The following is a 15,228-nucleotide window of genomic DNA, read 5'->3' as shown; positions in this document are numbered from 1 at the left end:
TCAAGAAGAAGAAACCTACAACATCGTAGCTGCACACGGTTACTTTGGTCGTTTAATCTTCCAATATGCGTCCTTTAACAACAGCCGTTCTTTACACTTCTTCTTAGCGGCTTGGCCTGTAGTAGGAATCTGGTTTACCGCTTTAGGTATCAGCACTATGGCGTTTAACCTCAATGGTTTCAACTTCAACCAGTCTGTAATCGACTCTAGCGGTCGTGTAATCAACACCTGGGCAGACATCATCAACCGTGCCAACTTGGGTATGGAAGTAATGCACGAGCGCAACGCTCACAACTTCCCCTTAGACTTGGCTGCAGGTGAGGTAGCTCCTGTAGCAGTAAGCGCTCCCGCAATCAANATAATTAATTACTTAATGTAGAAAATCACTCTCCAGGAATGGGGGGTGATTTTTTGCTCTGATTCTGGCTTACCTGCAGTAGGAAACATGGAATTTGACTCTGCAGATTTAGAGCAGCTAGAACAAAGCGGACAACTTGTAGATGTAATCGTACATGAAATGGGTCATGTATTAGGTATTGGTACTCTGTGGAGACAAAAAAATTTGGTAACTGGTTCTGGTACTAACGATCCGCGATTTACTGGTCCTCGTGCTACTGCTGAATATAATCGTATTTTTGGGCTAAATGAGTCCTCTGTCCCTGTTGCTGATACGGGAGAAGAAGGAACTCGCGAAGGACACTGGCGCGAATCGGTATTGACTAATGAGTTGATGACAGGATTTATTAATTCTGGTGTTAATAATCCTCTCAGTAGCCTCACCGTAGCTTCTCTAGGAGACCTTAGTTATGAAGTTAACTTAGCCGCAGCAGATCCTTTTTTCACCTAGTCCTGTTTATTTACGGCTCCTCAAATGTTTTAGTTGAACTTTTGATCTAATTCTTTGCGCGATTCCGGGGAGGTCCTGCAGTTACAATAGTTACTTTATCTGGATGAAGTAATTCTTTTGCAACTTGATTGACCTGTGTTAAAGTCACAGCTTCAATTTTTTCGGAGTACTCTTCTAATTCTGCTGGAGATAACCCCAGAACTTCGTTAGATAGGATTTGATTTGAAAGAAAATCTGGATTTGCTAAATTGATAGTGTAGCGACTGGTTAGAAATTGCTTAGCTGTTTGAACTTCATTCTCGGTTACACCTCGATCACGAACTTGTTGAAGTATTTTTAAGGTGGAGTCAATAGCTTTTCGAACATTTTCGGGATTAGTTTGCATTGCGATCATGAATGGTTTTGCATATTTTCCACCCTCTAGTGAACTGCGAATACCATAAGTTAATCCTTGACGATTGCGAATTTCTGAACCTAGACGACTGGTTATAGTGTTACCACCCAGAATATTGTTCAATACTTGGGCTGCATAAAAACGAGGATCTTTGCGATCAATGCCAATATAACCCATGTAAGTAATTGACTGAGTTATTCCCAGCATATCTAAATTTTTGCGAGTAATTTTCTGTGCTAAGGGAACCTCGGGTACAGTTAATTTAGGCGATTTACCAGTAACATTCCAGTTTCCAAGCTTTTCTTGGAGTAGACGCTCGATCTGCTGCAGTTCAAAATCGCCTACAAAGGTTAATACGGTTGCATCTGGACGATAATGAGTTTGATGAAAATTGAGCAAATCTTGGCGTTGAATACCACTTATACTTTCTGGTGTTGCTAAATTAGAGAATGGATGATTTGGTGGGTAAATAGTCTGCTGGAATACTCGTTCTCCCAAACCTATTGGATCGTTCATTACAGCTTTTAGCCGATCCAACTGTCTTTGACGACTAGTTTCCAATTGCTTTTTTGGAAAGGTGGGATTTTTTATTATATCTGCGAGGATTTCTACCATCGTGGGTAACTCTTCCGCCAAACCGATACCCCGTATTCTCACTCCTTCTAAATTCGAAGCAAAACTTAAACCAATTGAACCTTCTTGTAATATTTTATCAATGTTCAAGGTATTTTTTGTCTTGGTACCACTTATCATATTAACTGTAGTCAATTCCGCAAGACCTGCTTTTTCTCTAGTATCAAACTTATCACCAGCATTTATGTGACCACTTAGTGACACCGTTGGGGTACTGGAGTCAGGTAAAAGCAAAACTTGCAAGCCGTTGGATAAAACTATTTTCTCCGGTGAGTTTTGTTTCGCTTGTTTAGTTGGTTTTGGTATTGGAGGTAAATACTTCGCAACTAAATCTGGATCCACTGGAGTGTTAAGATTCAGCTGCTGGTTTGTAGAACTGGTTTGAGTTGTATCTATCGGTTGATTGTTGGTAATTGCTTTTGGATCTAACTGTGTGGGTTCGAAAAAACCCAATGTCATTTTGTTTGGGTCGAGGTAGATCTTAGCAACCCTTTGAATGTCAGAAGCAGTAACATTCTCAATATCCCTTAGCAAACTTTCAGTAAACTTATAATTTCCTGTTGTGATGGTGTCATAACCTAGCTGCTGTGCTTGGTTAGAAATATTACGTTTGCCTAAAAATACATTAGCACGAACTAGTTTCTTCGCCCTTTTTAGCTCTTCTTGGGTCACTCCCTTGGTAATTAATTTAGCTATTGTTTGCTGAATAGTTTCGTTTATTTTTGTCAGTTCTTGTCCTCGTATAGCTGTAGCTCTTAAAGTGTACCAACTTTGAAATTTCATATTTGCTGGTATTCCACTAATTCCACTCACCATACCGGATTTAACCAATGGTTTATAGAGTCTTGCGGTACGCCCAAAAGCTAAGATAATATCCAGTAATCGCAACGCAGGTACATCTGGATGTTTAGCGTTAGGTAAAGGGTAGACTGCTTGTAGAATTGGTAAACTTCCTGGTTCTTTGAGAATTATGGGGGATTTAACATTACTTGTAGTTATAGGACGCGATCCTGAATTTTGGGTTATTGCTACTGAACTATTTCCCTTAGGAATTTTCCCAAATATTTTTTTAATGTCTTGGAGGGTCGATTCTGTCTCGAAATCACCAACAATGATTAGGGTCGCGTTATCAGGTTTATAATATTTGTGATAAAATCTTTCCACCTGCTCGACAGTAAAATTTTCAATATCATTTTCAGTACCAACAACGGTCAAACCATAGGGAGAGTTAGGAAAAGCCGCTTGCATCACTGCCCGATTTAGTCTATATTCTGGGCTGTTCTCATTACCTTGAATCTCAGAAACTACTACCTGTTTTTCAACTTCCAGTTTTTCTGGGGAAATTAAAGCATTCTGCATCCGATCAGCTTCTAAGGTTAGCAGGGCTTGCAATTTATTTCGTTCAACGGTGTTATAGTAGGCAGTTGTGTTATAGGTTGTAAAAGCATTAATATCACTACCTAAGGCATTAAATAAATGTCCAAACTGAATTGGACGTTCCTTAGTACCTCCAAACAGCATATGTTCTAGTAGGTGAGCAATTCCGTTTTCCCCTTCAGCTTCATCATAGGAACCTACACCATACCAGATCTGTACTGTAACTACAGGTGCAGTTTTGACTTCTTTGGTTAGTACCGTGAGACCATTTTTTAAAATTGTTTTACGTACTTTTGGGGCATTGGTCTTAATTCCTCTTGCAATTACAGACTCGTTTACATCTGTTGAAACGGATTCAGTTTTTTCTCCAAGAAGTTTGATTTTTCTTTCCATATCTCCTCGAGTAACATCCCGAGCATAACTGTTTTGGGCAAAACCAATCAAAGAGATAGAGATAAGAAAAAATAATATTCCAGCAAAAGTACTTGAAGTTCGAGCAATAATAGTAGAGAAAAATGATAATCTTGCAGGCGTTATTCTAATTTTAAGGGAATTTTTATTTTTCATTTTAATAACATCAATTAACTCAGAATCTTGACGCAAAGCCACAATATTTAATTTTACTTTGCTGCGCTTGCTCATCTTTATACCCTTGAAATTAGATACATTTCAGTACTTATTGATTTTTATTATTCCAACGAGGTAACAAGAAAAACGTGCTTTTGGGTATATTGACAAAACTTCTTTCATTATAAATAACGGCTAATGTAAATTAAATTCAGCCTTGTAATATCAAGAGTTCCAAGAACTGCCTTAAATCATGTTTGTGATTATTCTCACAGATTTAGTTATTTCAGCTTCTAATTCACATAAGGTGTAAATAAGAAGTGTTATATACAATTAATGGTTGTGTAATGGCTAACTTTATTGGGTACAGTAACTTTTTGACCCTTAAAGTCTCTACCGAAATAACCATCGTCAAAACCACGACCAAATTCACCTCCAGCAGTACGAGGTTTGTAATCTTTCCCTCCACGAAAACTTCTTTTCCCTTGACGATACCCATCAACATAAGCGTTTGGGTGATACGCAGGATCTTCATTAACAATCTCGTGAGTAACAGGATGACAGTATTTAATTTTGTATTCTTGTTGTTTATCTTCTTCGTTTTCAAACAAAATAATTTCCGCTTGAGCTAATTGGTTATTTGTAAGGGTCACAATGGAAACTAGACTTAATAATAAGCTACTTACAAAAATATTTTTCATCATTTTAAACTTATGAATATACAATTAATTTTTGACATCGCCTGAGGAAAGCAATTTTTATTAATAGTATTTAGCTAATTACTATTAATATGCTTGGTTTGCTTTGATATCTGTATAATACAAACAAATAAGTTGACTGTCCCAGATAATATTTTCCGGATAATTGAAAAATAACGGAAAAATTTTTCCGGACACAAAAAATAGCGGAAAAGTTTTTTATATTAGTGATACTTGCTGTTCAAATAAGAAAATAAATGCTAGTTTTTTTAAATAGTTTGGTAACTTTGGCGCAAGCATGAAAAATTGGCAACTATTTTTAATTTCGGAGGTGTTTCGTGAATATGATTTAAGTAAAAAGGAGCAGGCGATTATGCTTGCAAAATTTCCTGACGAAGAAACTGTCAAAGTCAACAGACAAGTTGCAGACCGAGCATTTGAAGACGATCGCCTACCAGCAGATCCAGAAACTATCAGAAGACAACTCTGGACAATATATAACGAACGTTTTTCTCCTAAAGAGAACCGAGAACACTTTCCAGATTACGATCGCAAAGGTAGTAGTGCTAAAGATAAACTCTTTCAAGCTTGGTTAAAAGAAAAGTATTTGAAATGGAAGAGCCTTACTATTGATTCTAGATCGACAAATCCGGCAGCCAAAAATCAAGGGTTTATTAGTCCAGACATTATCCATCAAAAAGTTACTGAGAAAGAAACTAATAAAAAAGTAGCGCTCGAGCAGAAAAGCCCTAATGTTCTCGCTAATCCTTTTATTCCTTTGGTTGGTAGAGTAGATGACCCACAACTATTTTTCGGACGTGATCGAGAAATTAAGCAAATATTTGAAATTCTCAATAGCGGTAGTAGTGTCACATTGATTGGTGAAGAGGGTATCGGTAAGTCATCTATCCTATGGAGTATTTGTCAACAAGCCGGTAACTTTCTTCATTCATCCCGCGAGTCAGTTTTTTTAGATTTAAATTGGATTCATGATGAAAATGAATTTTATACAGCTTTATGTGAAGAGATTGGAATTCCCAGCGCCAAAGGCTATACATTAACTCGCAATCTCCGCGATCGCAGAATACTCCTAGCTATAGATAACGTCGGGAAAATGACCTGGGAAGGTTTTACCCGTCAAGTCCGCGATCAACTACGTGGTTTAGCTGAGGGAAGTATTGCACCTCTGCGTTTAATTTTAGCTGCGAGTGAATCTTTAAACGATTTATTTAACGATAGTCAGGATGAAGGTAAGACATCACCTTTAGCTGGTGTTTGTCAGGAAGAAATAATTGCACCTTGGAACGAAAATACTGTACGTCAATTTATTGCAACGCGTCTCGCAATAACGAAAATTAAGTTCACAGAGACAGAAATTCAACAAATATTACAAGAAAGTAGCGGTCATCCTCGGGAATTAATGAGGTTGTGTTATCAAACTTATTCTCGTTATGTTGATGGGATTAGGGATTAGGGGGAGCCCGCACCTTACGGTGTTAGCGTAGCGTGGCGTTAGCCATATGGCGATTAGTTACTGGAATTGATGATAGCAATTAGATTCTGATTTTTACTCATTACTTATTACTCATTACTCATTACTCATTACTCATTACTCATTACTTAATTCTACCAATGAAGCAACAAAATACTGTTCCACGTTTAGATTTGGCTCCAAAACTTAAACGTCCTTTATCTTTATGGAAGCCAGTAGATTATTTACGTATTTTATATTGGGTATTATTCTTCCCTCGGGCTTTGCAGTGGTATGTAGATACTTTTGCAAGTAGATCTGTTTCTGAACAGGAACAAAATAGAAAAAGTGTGTTGAATTTCATATCAGACAATCCAACTGAACGACAGTTATTAATCCAAAGTATTTTATTGGTACTTGCAATCAATTTGCTTGTAGATACAGTTACTGGAAAAGCACTTTTTGCTATAACTGTATATCCAGGAATAGCTCTACAGTATATCAACTCCAAGAAATTTGCTAAAGCTGCATCATTACTCATAGCAGTTAGTGTAGCAGAAGCTTTAGTATTGTTATTACTCAATCCCACTACCGTTTACCTCAGTCTTATAGATCTTTCCAAACTTAACTTTTCTCCTTCTCAGATATCTGGAATATTTGTGGTTCCGTCCATCGTATTGTTTTTCTTAGTAGCGCTTGAATTAATATCTTATAAATCACCTAAAGTCAGAAAATGGCTTATAAGGGAAGATTGGCAAGAATATGATATTACAACAGTTGTAATTCTAGGCTTGGGAACAGGGGTCGCACTTGGAGTAACGTTCGATAAAATTCTCTCAGCAGATTTACCTGTCGGTATAGGGTTACTCCTAGTATGTGGCATGATATTGGTGCTATGGTTAGCTTCTAGTTTGTTTTTATTTATACCTCGCCCAGATAATTGGTTGATTGGCTTTATTTTTAACCGAAGCTTGTTTGAAAGTCGGAATGGTTTTATTCCCTGTGTAACTCCCCTACCTTTACCTGGTCTTAATTTGCAGTTGCAAAAATGGTTAAGAGAAGATTGGGAAACAGGTTTGCATAATCTCAACGAAATACTTGCATATACAATGCAATTTTATCCTATTGCGCGAGCAGTCAATCAGGTGCTGAAGAATACTCCATCAGAACAAATTATCTGGCGTGTTTCTCGTCTATCTGAAATTATTAATCATCGCAATATAATAAATTTCGCTTCTATTTCTTTTATTAAATTAATTAGGTCTGCTTTGACCAAACGTTTCTGGTTATTTTCTCTTGAGTATTATGAAAAATCTTTTCCCCCTCCAGTTTCAGATATTCGTTTAGATACTCCTGCTAGTAGAGTAACTGCTGGTTTCTGGTATTTACACGTACAAAAACCCCAACTTGCTCAAGAAGCTTTTGCACATACCCGTTCTCTTCTCTACGGTGAAGAAATGTTTACTCTTGCTCAAATTTTAGAGGTTTTTCAGTCTGCAAAAGAAGTCGATAAAATTAACCAAATAGAATTACTTCCTCTTCCATCCCAACCTCTATTACGTTCCGATTCGTGGGAAACTATTGCAAGTTTGTATCGTGTGGTTGAAGATATCCAATTAGTACAACGTAGTGTATCTCGTGCAACCCGTGCTTTTGCACTCAATCGTGCATTGGGAGAACTAAAAAATATACTGGACCATCCTAACTCTTTACCTAGGACAGAAAAAGCCTTAATTCTTAGTATTGCTCAAACTTGGCAAGAATCACTCCTCAATCTCACCGGTGATATTGGTAAAGTTAATATTACTAAACCTGTAAGTAATCCTTACATTGTGGGCGATCCGGTAGTAGGCGATCGCTTCATGGGAAGAGAGGATATTATCCGACAACTAGAAGAACTGTGGGTGATGGGTCAACAACTGCAGTCCGTAGTCATTTACGGTCACAGACGCATGGGGAAAACCTCAATCTTGCGTAATGCAACTAATTGTCTTGGTTCTGGAGTTAAAGTTGCTTATGTCAATATGTTAGAGGTGGGAAATGCTCCCCAGGGTATTGTAGAAGTGTTAATGGCGATTTGTGATGGAATTTCTCAAGTTGTGCAAATACCCCCTCCAGGAAATGATGATTTATTCAATTTTCCTTTACCTACCTTTAGAAGATATTTGCAGCAGGTTGTAGAGAAATTAAATGTAGAGACTTACGACGGTTCTAATAGTACATCTATGGGAGGTAAAAAAGGTTTAATTATCGCCCTAGATGAATTTGAAAAAATTGAAGAACTAATTGATGCGGGTAAAATTCCAGCAGATTTTATGGGATTTCTCAGGGGTTTGGTACAGATGAATTCTCAAATTGCGTTTGCATTCGCTGGTTTACATACCTTGGAAGAAATGACTGCAGATTATTTCCAACCTTTCTTTGCGAGCGTAATTCCAATTCGGGTAGGTTTTATGAGTCGTGCTGCAACTCGTCAAATTCTCGCTAACCCAGACCCAGATTTTCCCCTGGACTATACTCCACAAGCCTTAGATAAGATTTATCATCTCACATCCGGACAACCATATTTAGTACAGTTAATCGGATTTCAGTTAGTCCGTCGTTATAATAACTATGTTTTTGAACAAGGACGCTCTCGCAATCCTAACTTTACCCCAGAAGATGTAGAAACAGTCATCAATGATTCTAATTTCTTTCGCCAAGGACGTTATTATTTTGACGGTGTTTGGGGTCAAGCAGCACGAGGTGTCTCCCAGCAACAAAAAATACTCAAAGCCCTTGCTTTCCAACCACAAGGATTAAGTATTGAGAATTTAGTTACAGCTACAGATATAATTGAATCAGATTTACAGAAAGCACTTAAAACCCTCAAACGCCATGATGTAGTTGCACAAAAAGATGATAGCTGGCAAATTATTGTGGAACTCTTTCGTCTGTGGCTTTTGAAATCTGCTTAAAATTATTTACTTGAGGTCTTTCGTTGAAACAATGTATATTCCATTTTTCTACCCGTAATTAATGAACTGTGTCTTGTAAAATTTTAAGATTTTAATTGAGTATGAAGAATAACTCATCGCAAGATTCATCAGTAAATTTTATTACAGATAAAGAAAATATCTACAAACGTGTTTTTAAGCGATCGCCTCTTATCTCTAGTATGTCTGTGGGCTGGGATAATTTGGATATAGTTTACGATGTAGATCCTCCTGGGGAAATATCCAAGATATCCTTCCAACAACACTGCATAGGAATTTTTACTGAAGCGTTCTCATCCACTGAAATAGAAAGAAAAATGGATGGACGTTTAGTACAAGAGGAGGATGTCCGAGGGAATTTTGTCATTGTTCCAGCAAATATGAGTCATCAAGTGGTGTGGGATAAGCCAATTAGTGCGGTTAAGATTGCGATCGAGCCTAGGGTTTTTGCTCAGACTATCTACGAAGTTGTAGATCCAGACCGGATTGAACTTTTACCGCAGTTTGCGACTCCCGATCCACTCGTCCATCAAATTGGATTATCACTTCAATCTGCTTTAACTAAAAATGGTAATGGTAGTCGTCTTTATGCTGAGACTTTGATTAATGCACTTATCCTTCATTTATTAGAGAATTATTCGGGCGATCGCCGAAGTTTTTCTGAATGTATAACAGGAAAGTTACCTAAATATAAATTGAAACGAGTTATTAACTATATTTATGCTCATTTCGATGGCGATTTAAGTTTAAAAGAATTAGCAAGTTGTGTGCAAATGAGTCCTACTTATTTTTCGCGACTTTTTAAAGAAACTACAGGAATTACACCCCATCAATATGTTATTCGCTGTCGCATTGCAAGAGCGAAAGATTTACTAAAACAGGGAAAATTATCCATTGCTGAGGTTGCTATTCAAGTAGGTTTTGTAGATCAAAGTCATCTTTATCGTTATTTTAAGCGTTTAGTGGGTGTTACACCAAAAGTCTTTTTACAAGAGTTTCGTAAATAATAATTTCAAGAATAAAAGTTTTACTAATAATATAATTTGAGCTTTGCTGAATCATAATATGAATTATGCGGTAGGCTTGAAAGATCTATGAATGTGAGAACAGAAGAGAGAGATAAAGATCTATTGGTAGAGGTTTTGGTTTCTGTAGTTTCCGTCTACGAGTTTTATTTGAAGTCGGTTCTGCCCCCGGTTTTTTATGATACATTTTTTGTAGAAGTTGTGGTTCGTATCGACTTATTGATGCCCACAATTTCATAAAATTAGAACCACCACATGCAACATATAATCCTAAAGGTAGGTGTCCCTTTCTCGCCCTTTGGTCAGGTGTAACTTTATCCTTCTTCCCCCATTCCACCTTCTCTACAAAACGCTCAAAGGTTTCCTTATCAAAAACTCCTGGTTTACCACCATTGTCAATCCAAATTTGTTTTTGAATACTAAACCCAAACTTTTCATAGCTACTTACCAGCCAAAGTCGGTCAATTGTATGCAAATCTAATTTGGGAAAATTTTCAATATCTTTTTCGTTCAAGTATTCTCCTTCTTGTTTATTAGTAATCCAAAGAATAATTCTTAATGTTTCTAAATCGGCTTTTCCAAATTCTTTATTTTCAAGTAAATGACGTAATTTAGTATAGTCTGCTCCTACTTCGGATGCTTTATCACCAGTCACAGGGATTTTTGATAATGCAGAATCAGTTACTTCTCCTTCTAAAAATTTACTTTGAGGTTCACTATTAAAATTTGAAGAGAGATTAAGATTTAGTGCTCTTGCTACACATTTTAACTTCTGGTTACCAGGGTTTTCCCTTATTGCGCCGTAAATTAAGTTTTCAACCCAATTCTGGGATTCTGCTTTTTTTATTAGCTTAAAAACAACTTCTCTTAAATTAGTTCCAGAAGCAATTGCGTCCAAATTTTTATTTAAGTGAAAAGATAGCATTTCCTCTATTAATATCTTTTCAGGGAAAGCATCAATTAAAGCATTTTGTAGTTTTTGACGCTGTTGACTAGATAAAAGCATATTTTGCCCTGCAAGTTAACCATATTTCTGCATACAAGTTGCTAATCTCAGATTTCTCAAAAAAACTAAATGAAATATAGTGATTTTGCAAAAATCCTTCATCCTATCCAATAAGATTTTGAAGATTTAAATCAAGTTAATTTACACAAGACGATAGTTAAATAATAAGAATATCCAAAAATACTCAGAATTTACAAGCCAGACATCCAGAAAAACTTTCATACTTATCGTTATAGCAGCACAAAAATAAATAACAGCAATAATGAAAGTTGAAAACAAAACACAAATAAACACTCAAATAGAAACTCTCCAAATGTATGAAGGTGCTCCTTGGTGTTTGGGAAGATATGAAAGTTTTGCAGTTAATAAACCCCAATTAATTACTCTTCTGGGTCATGACTACGTAATTTGGAAAGATAAAGAAGGTAATTTAAATGCTTTAGATAATATTTGTCCCCATGCTGGATCTAATTTAGCTAATGGAGGTTATATCGTAGATTTTCAAGGAAAAAGTTGTTTAGCTTGTCCTTACCACGGGAATAAAGTTCAATTTTTCGGAGATGGGAAAGCAATTATCGAAGGAAATATTTCCCGCAAACCGATCCAATCAGTCTTACCGTTAAAAGTTATCGACGGTTTGGTGTGGACTTATGGTCTTCATTGGGAAGAAAGGAGAGGGGAATTAGTCTCTGAACCAATTCAACCAAAAATACCAATTCCAGACTATACTGATATTCCTTTTTTACCTAAATATCATTCCCAGTTATATGTAAGTAAGCTCAATCATATTTATTCTTTTACTGAATCAGTAAATAATAATATCCTCCGATTTATATGGAATGCACATGATGGGGAGCATTTCGCGGGTATTCATCGGGACAGCATGCTGACAAAAGATATCAAAATTGATAACCTGATCCAGAAAGATAATCAAATATCTTGGCAACTTTTTTTAAATAAACGAAATGATAAATATGCAAAAAATAATAAGATGAGTGCATTGGTAAATGATGTCATGATTCAATGTTTCAATACATTTTTACCAAGCTTAGTTGTTCTTACCAATGAAATAGCTCAAGGACAACTTTTTGTCGCAGTTGGTTATCTCTATCCGGAATCACCAACAAAAACTAGATTTTCTTTAGATGCTTATTTTAACTTTGAATATACCTGGTGGCACAAACTTCTTAGGTTACCTCAATTGGGAAATCAATTTCGTGACAAGGTAATTGGTGAAGATGTATCTATAGTAAATAATATTTACCCAACTTTCAATAAAAAGATTTCGCTTAAAAACGATACACCTGCGGAATTAGCAATTAATTATCTGAAAAACTGGAAGTATGAATGAGTAATGAGTAATGAGTAATGAGTAATGAGTAAGGAGTAATGAGTAAGAAGTTGCTGATAACTGTTAACTGATAACTGATAACTGTTAACTGTTAACTGATGACTGATAACTGTTAACTGTTAACTGACAACACGTTTAACTTGTTGGGGAGCCTCTATCTCAGTAAATAATTGAATTGCTTTGTCAAAATATATCTTACTTTCAACAGATTCTTCTATCTCCTGGTAAGTTAATCCTAATTGAAAGTAAAACTCTGCGATATCGCATTTTGCATCAATATTTTCTAATAACTCGATTGCTTCAAAATGATTTATCAGAGCTAACTCAAACTCTCCTCGCTGACGATAGATTTGTGCTAGACCATTAATAGTTTTTGCCTTTACTTGGGTGTAATGACTTTTCTCTGCAAAACTCAATGCTTGAGAAAACATCTCATTCGCCTTAGTAAAATCTTTTAAATTCACATAAGTTTGACCAAGTATTTGTAGAAAATAAGAAATCCTACCATTATTTTTTATATTTACTTCTGTCGTAATATTTTGATAAGCTTCATCAGCTAATACTTTAGCTTTTTCATATAATCCTAAATTAGAACTAACTAAGGCTAAACAAATCGAAGCTTTTTCCGCCCAAGGATGATGATCTGTATTTTGTACTAAATAAATAACTCGCTCAAATAAACTAGCTGCTGCTTCCAATTCCCATAAATCTATTTTATATAAGCCAATACTCAGTAGGGAATCAACTTCTAACATGCGAAAATAATAAAAAGCATGTTTACTATCTTCTTTAGGAACTAGATTTTCTAATGCTCTTGTAGCCAGATTAATTGTTTTCTCCTGACATTCAATCGCAGCATTGATTTTGCCATTTATCCAAAATAAGTCTCCTAAAATATTATATAATTCGCTAACAATACGATCCGAATTTAAGTTATGAATTATTCGGTCAATTGCTGCCATTACGGGTTGAATTAAACCCATACGATATAAAGTACTTCCCAATGGTAAAAACTGACCCCATTGGTTATCTCTACTTTTAAGAATAACTTTACCGGCTAATTCAAATGCATTAATGTCTATGTAATGATAATAAGCTTCCAAAGCTTGCAATGCATCCTTAATATTTTGTATCTCTGGTACGCTCGCTGTCCAAAAATTTGCAGCTTGAATGTTAGCATTTTGCCAATCTTTACTGGAGCGCAAACGAGAAATAACTTCCGCTCTAATTACTGGATGCAACCAATATTCACCTTTATGACACTCAATCAAAGAACGATTTTTCAAAGAAGCAATAATTTGATGGTGTTCTGTTAATGGTACATCCCAGAGCAAACATAATAATCCTTCCGTCGGAATTGCAGGTACATCTTGGTAGCGATAACATCCCAAACGGCAAAGCAAATGATATGCTCGAATATCTAAAACTTTCAGTCGGTTAATTTGACTGACAGCTAAATTTTTTAAATCTGTTACTGCTAAAGGATCTGCATTATTTGCTTTCCAATATGCAGCCATATCACCATCAAAATCTTCCCCGATCGCACCGCAGAGAATACCCATTGCTTTAGCATTACCACCATAAACCCGATGCATCGTAGATAAAGTCTGCAAGTCAATCTCTATTTTTCGGCACTCGAAAAACTTCTCCCATGCGTTAATATCTAAACCAGGAAGCCGATAGTGTTTCACGTTTAGTTCTGGTTCGCACAGGCGATCGCGACTAGTGATGATAGTCACAGATTCCACCCTTGCATCGGCTAAAATCCTTAACAGTTCTACATAATTGCGATGGCGATCGATAAATCTACCACGATCGTCGAGCGCTGGTTCTAAATTATCAATTAAGATCCCAATTCGCCGGTTATTAAGTTGACGCTTTAATCTTCCCAGGGTGACACCAAATTCAATTCCTGGTTCTTCTTGAAAATCCTGTTTTAACCATTCTTCCACAACCTGTTGGGCGGGAGTTATATTTTGTGTTTCCTTAGCCATTAGGAGTTCCAAAACTAGATCGAACTCCTGGGTTTGCAAATACTGTTGGGCTAAAGTCGTTTTACCTAAACCCCCTTCACCTTGAATAACAATTACTTTATTTTCTTCAGTAACCAAACTATTGAGACGATGGATTTCTTCTGAGCGTCCGATAAAATTTAAATTTATATTGGTATTTTTATTTTTAGCTTTACTTGTATTTTTATCTACATTTAAATCTAAATTTACATCTTCTGTTTCTTTCGACTGGATAGGACTCTGAGATATTTGTGAATGTTTGGAATATCTAAGACTTCTAGAATATTTTGCATAATCTGATAAACCTGATATAGTATAAGCCTTCCTAAAACACTTCTCTAAAACTCTTCGACAATTCCTTTTCGTGATTTTTTCTCGCAAGACTTTAGAAAGTAACTTCCATAGCTGAGAGCCAGTATCCTTAGCATGTCCTTCGGTACAGCCATAGGTATCAGCAATTTCTAAATACTTTCGTCCCAAACAAACTTGTTCGAGAATTACTCGTTCCAATTCATTTAAGCGTTCCCCAGTCTGAATGGGAATGATGGTATCTAACCATGCTAATAATGCTTCCGTTTCCATTGGCTAGTAACGAGAGTAGTTTTTTTTGTTTTTTAGCTTGCAGTTTTTCTAATGTGAGGAAGAAGCCTCATCTAGTCTACATTTGCTTGACCGCTTTTTTCAGATAAGATTCCGATAAGATTCTGTAAATCTGATAATTTGCACAATTCTCAATTAGTCCAATAATCTGCCTAGAAATAAATTCCCAGGCTCATAGTAAAAGTCTGATAAATCAGACTAGGTAGGGCTTGCTGAATAAATACAAAAAGGTGATGGTTAATACATTATCAGACCCAAGGAATATATTCAGA

9 protein-coding genes and 1 pseudogene are annotated in these 15,228 nt (G+C 36.2%); 6 read left to right on the top strand and 4 right to left on the bottom strand.

Annotation, left to right across the window (positions count from 1 at the left end; translation table 11 throughout):
• Together BC008_RS11610 and BC008_RS11605 are read left to right on the top strand one after the other, a co-directional pair.
• Positions 1-379 (top strand): annotated as a pseudogene (locus tag BC008_RS11610) (photosystem II q(b) protein); the annotation flags it as partial.
• Between the two features lie 24 nt (positions 380-403).
• Positions 404-847, top strand: a complete 444-nt coding sequence (locus BC008_RS11605; RefSeq protein WP_058183521.1) for a leishmanolysin-related zinc metalloendopeptidase — start codon at positions 404-406, stop codon at positions 845-847.
• 46 nt (positions 848-893) lie between these two features.
• On the opposite strand, the gene BC008_RS11600 is transcribed toward BC008_RS11605, so the two are convergent.
• Together BC008_RS11600 and BC008_RS11595 are read right to left on the bottom strand one after the other, a co-directional pair.
• The gene (locus tag BC008_RS11600; RefSeq protein ID WP_153009565.1) at positions 894-3,893 is read right to left on the bottom strand and encodes a M16 family metallopeptidase; all 3,000 of its coding nucleotides are present in this window, start codon (positions 3,891-3,893) and stop codon (positions 894-896) included.
• A 248-nt stretch (positions 3,894-4,141) separates the two neighbouring features.
• Complete coding sequence (locus BC008_RS11595; RefSeq protein WP_407657049.1) at positions 4,142-4,522, bottom strand: hypothetical protein; 381 nt, start codon at positions 4,520-4,522, stop codon at positions 4,142-4,144.
• A gap of 292 nt (positions 4,523-4,814) precedes the next feature.
• On the opposite strand from BC008_RS11595, the gene BC008_RS11590 reads away from it, so the two are divergent.
• The 3 genes from BC008_RS11590 to BC008_RS11580 all read left to right on the top strand — a co-directional run bounded on the left by BC008_RS11590 (position 4,815) and on the right by BC008_RS11580 (position 9,969).
• Complete coding sequence (locus BC008_RS11590) at positions 4,815-5,990, top strand: ATP-binding protein (RefSeq protein WP_058183523.1); 1,176 nt, start codon at positions 4,815-4,817, stop codon at positions 5,988-5,990.
• Between the two features lie 158 nt (positions 5,991-6,148).
• The gene (locus BC008_RS51285) at positions 6,149-8,944 is read left to right on the top strand and encodes an AAA family ATPase (RefSeq protein ID WP_027844562.1); all 2,796 of its coding nucleotides are present in this window, start codon (positions 6,149-6,151) and stop codon (positions 8,942-8,944) included.
• Between the two features lie 101 nt (positions 8,945-9,045).
• Positions 9,046-9,969: a helix-turn-helix domain-containing protein gene (locus BC008_RS11580; protein ID WP_027844563.1), complete on the top strand. Its 924-nt coding sequence runs from the start codon at positions 9,046-9,048 to the stop codon at positions 9,967-9,969.
• Between the two features lie 85 nt (positions 9,970-10,054).
• On the opposite strand, the gene BC008_RS11575 is transcribed toward BC008_RS11580, so the two are convergent.
• A complete protein-coding gene (locus BC008_RS11575; RefSeq protein WP_058183524.1) occupies positions 10,055-10,993 on the bottom strand; it encodes a GUN4 domain-containing protein in 939 nt (312 codons plus the stop codon).
• 262 nt (positions 10,994-11,255) lie between these two features.
• Between BC008_RS11575 and BC008_RS11570 the strand changes: the two genes are divergently transcribed.
• Entirely contained in the window at positions 11,256-12,344 is a 1,089-nt protein-coding gene (locus BC008_RS11570; protein ID WP_027844564.1) for a Rieske 2Fe-2S domain-containing protein, read from the top strand.
• A gap of 119 nt (positions 12,345-12,463) precedes the next feature.
• Here the strand turns inward: BC008_RS11570 and BC008_RS11565 are convergent, their stop codons facing one another.
• Positions 12,464-14,938 (bottom strand): tetratricopeptide repeat protein, encoded by a 2,475-nt coding sequence (locus tag BC008_RS11565; RefSeq protein WP_027844565.1) that lies wholly within the window; start codon positions 14,936-14,938, stop codon positions 12,464-12,466.
• Between the last annotated feature and the right edge of the window lie 290 nt (positions 14,939-15,228).

The organism is Mastigocoleus testarum BC008 (assembly GCF_001456025.1).
GTDB lineage: Bacteria > Cyanobacteriota > Cyanobacteriia > Cyanobacteriales > Nostocaceae > Mastigocoleus > Mastigocoleus testarum.
Note: the sequence above shows the minus strand (reverse complement) of the source record. Positions and strands in the feature narration are given on the sequence as shown.